This window comes from Arthrobacter sp. Y81 (genome assembly GCF_002929335.1).
Classification (GTDB): Bacteria; Actinomycetota; Actinomycetes; order Actinomycetales; family Micrococcaceae; genus Arthrobacter.
This window is the reverse complement of the sequence record NZ_PJIL01000041.1, coordinates 1-3,527: the sequence shown is the minus strand read 5'-3', so window position 1 is coordinate 3,527 and position 3,527 is coordinate 1. Positions and strand designations below refer to the sequence as shown.

At 55.3% G+C, this 3,527-nt stretch carries 2 rRNA genes; both read left to right on the top strand.

What is annotated here, in order from left to right:
- Positions 1–45 precede the first annotated feature (45 nt).
- Positions 46–3,183, top strand: a 23S ribosomal RNA gene (locus CXQ91_RS24015).
- A gap of 226 nt (positions 3,184–3,409) precedes the next feature.
- Positions 3,410–3,526: ribosomal RNA gene (gene rrf / locus CXQ91_RS24010) — 5S ribosomal RNA — on the top strand.
- The last annotated feature ends 1 nt before the right edge of the window (position 3,527 follow it).

Here is a 3,527-nt window from a genome sequence, read left to right as displayed (position 1 = left end):
TGGTTTCTGTGGTTCTCTCGAAAATTAGCGTTTTTGATCTTTTGTGGTCAAGTTTTTAAGAGCACACGGTGGATGCCTTGGCATTAGGAGCCGAAGAAGGACGTAGGAATCTGCGATAAGCCTGGGGGAGTCGATAACCGGACTGTGATCCCAGGGTGTCCGAATGGGGAAACCCCGCCAGGGGCGCGAGCTGCCTGGTGACCCGCATCTGAACACATAGGGTGCGTGGAGGGAACGCGGGGAAGTGAAACATCTCAGTACCCGCAGGAAGAGAAAACAATAGTGATTCCGTTAGTAGTGGCGAGCGAACGCGGATCAGGCTAAACCGTTCCATGTGTGATAGCCGGCGGGCGTTGCATGGTCGGGGTTGTGGGACTTCCCATTCTGTCTCTGCCGGGGCAGTGGGGTGAGTAGTACAGGCATAGGTGAACGGTCTTGAAAGGCCGGCCAGAGAGGGTGTGAGCCCCGTAACTGAAATGTTGTGTACCGCCCGGTGAAGTATCCCAAGTAGCACGGGGCCCGAGAAATCCCGTGTGAATCTGTCAGGACCACCTGATAAGCCTAAATACTCCCTAATGACCGATAGCGGACCAGTACCGTGAGGGAAAGGTGAAAAGTACCCCGGGAGGGGAGTGAAACAGTACCTGAAACCGTGTGCTTACAATCCGTCGGAGCCAGTCTGATTCTGGTGACGGCGTGCCTTTTGAAGAATGAGCCTGCGAGTTAGTGTTACGTCGCGAGGTTAACCCGTGTGGGGCAGCCGTAGCGAAAGCGAGTCTGAATAGGGCGTTGCAGTGGCGTGATCTAGACCCGAAGCGAAGTGATCTACCCATGGCCAGGTTGAAGCGACGGTAAGACGTCGTGGAGGACCGAACCCACTTCAGTTGAAAATGGAGGGGATGAGCTGTGGGTAGGGGTGAAAGGCCAATCAAACTTCGTGATAGCTGGTTCTCCCCGAAATGCATTTAGGTGCAGCGTTGCGTGTTTCTTACCGGAGGTAGAGCTACTGGATGGCTAATGGGCCCTACAAGGTTACTGACGTCAGCCAAACTCCGAATGCCGGTAAGTGAGAGCGCAGCAGTGAGACTGTGGGGGATAAGCTTCATAGTCGAGAGGGAAACAGCCCAGACCACCAACTAAGGCCCCTAAGCGTGTGCTAAGTGGGAAAGGATGTGGAGTTGCGAAGACAACCAGGAGGTTGGCTTAGAAGCAGCCATCCTTAAAAGAGTGCGTAATAGCTCACTGGTCAAGTGATTCCGCGCCGACAATGTAGCGGGGCTCAAGTACACCGCCGAAGTTGTGGATTTCACATTTTATCCAAGCCGCTCCCTTGTGGGGTTGGTTCAGGAGTGTGGAGTGGTAGGGGAGCGTCGTGTGGGCAGTGAAGTCGCGGTGTAAACCAGCGGTGGAGCCTACACGAGTGAGAATGCAGGCATGAGTAGCGAAAGACGGGTGAGAAACCCGTCCGCCGAATGATCAAGGGTTCCAGGGTCAAGCTAATCTGCCCTGGGTAAGTCGGGACCTAAGGCGAGGCCGACAGGCGTAGTCGATGGACAACGGGTTGATATTCCCGTACCGGCGAAAAACCGCCCATGCTGAACAGGGGATACTAACCGCCCGAGACCTGCCTGACACCCCTTGTGGGTGAAGGGTTTTGGTGGAGCGCGGGACCTGATCCTGGGAGGTAAGCGTATTAACAGGTGTGACGCAGGAAGGTAGCCGAGCCGGGCGATGGTTGTCCCGGTCCAAGGATGTAGGGCGAACGGTAGGCAAATCCGCCGTTCATGATGCCTGAGACCTGACGGGACCCCCGTATGGGGGGATTCGGTGATCCTATGCTGCCTAGAAAAGCATCGACGCGAGGTTTTAGCCGCCCGTACCCCAAACCGACACAGGTGATCAGGTAGAGAATACTAAGGCGATCGAGAGAATTATGGTTAAGGAACTCGGCAAAATGCCCCCGTAACTTCGGGAGAAGGGGGGCCCCAACCTTGATGGACACTTGCTGTCCGGAGGGGATCGGGGCCGCAGAGACCAGGGGGAAGCGACTGTTTACTAAAAACACAGGTCCGTGCGAAGTCGCAAGACGATGTATACGGACTGACTCCTGCCCGGTGCTGGAAGGTTAAGAGGACCGGTTAGCCGCAAGGCGAAGCTGAGAATTTAAGCCCCAGTAAACGGCGGTGGTAACTATAACCATCCTAAGGTAGCGAAATTCCTTGTCGGGTAAGTTCCGACCTGCACGAATGGAGTAACGACTTCCCCGCTGTCTCAACCATAAACTCGGCGAAATTGCAGTACGAGTAAAGATGCTCGTTACGCGCAGCAGGACGGAAAGACCCCGAGACCTTTACTATAGTTTGGTATTGGTGTTCGGAGTGGCTTGTGTAGGATAGGTGGGAGACGTTGAAGCCCGGACGCCAGTTCGGGTGGAGTCATCGTTGAAATACCACTCTGGTCACTTTGGACATCTAACTTCGGCCCGTAATCCGGGTCAGGGACAGTGCCTGATGGGTAGTTTAACTGGGGCGGTTGCCTCCTAAAAAGTAACGGAGGCGCCCAAAGGTTCCCTCAGCCTGGTTGGCAATCAGGTGTCGAGTGTAAGTGCACAAGGGAGCTTGACTGTGAGAGAGACATCTCGAGCAGGGACGAAAGTCGGGACTAGTGATCCGGCGGTACATTGTGGAATGGCCGTCGCTCAACGGATAAAAGGTACCTCGGGGATAACAGGCTGATCTTGCCCAAGAGTCCATATCGACGGCATGGTTTGGCACCTCGATGTCGGCTCGTCGCATCCTGGGGCTGGAGTAGGTCCCAAGGGTTGGGCTGTTCGCCCATTAAAGCGGTACGCGAGCTGGGTTTAGAACGTCGTGAGACAGTTCGGTCCCTATCCGCTGCGCGCGCAGGAAATTTGAGAAGGGCTGTCCTTAGTACGAGAGGACCGGGACGGACGAACCTCTGGTGTGTCAGTTGTACTGCCAAGTGCACCGCTGATTAGCTACGTTCGGATGGGATAACCGCTGAAAGCATCTAAGCGGGAAGCTCGCTTCGAGATGAGATTTCCATACACCTTGTGTGTGAGAGGCCCCCAGCCAGACCACTGGGTTGATAGGCCGGATGTGGAAGCGAGGACTAACGACTCGTGAAGCTGACCGGTACTAATAGGCCGATAACTTACACCACACACCACCCCCGCAAACGTGCCTTCAAAAGCGTTTGCACCCCGGGGGCGGTAAAAAGAAACAAGACTGCTTGCGTCCACTATGTGGTTCCCAAACAACAAACCCGTTGCTTTGAGGAACAAACCACAACTAAATAACAACACCACACCTGCCATAAAACGGCAGGAGCATGTTGTAACCACTGTTTTCCCAACCCCCCGCCACATCGGGGGTCCGGGTAGAAGGGTTACGGCGGTCATAGCGTGGGGGAAACGCCCGGTCCCATTCCGAACCCGGAAGCTAAGACCCACAGCGCCGATGGTACTGCACCCGGGAGGGTGTGGGAGAGTAGGTCACCGCCGGACA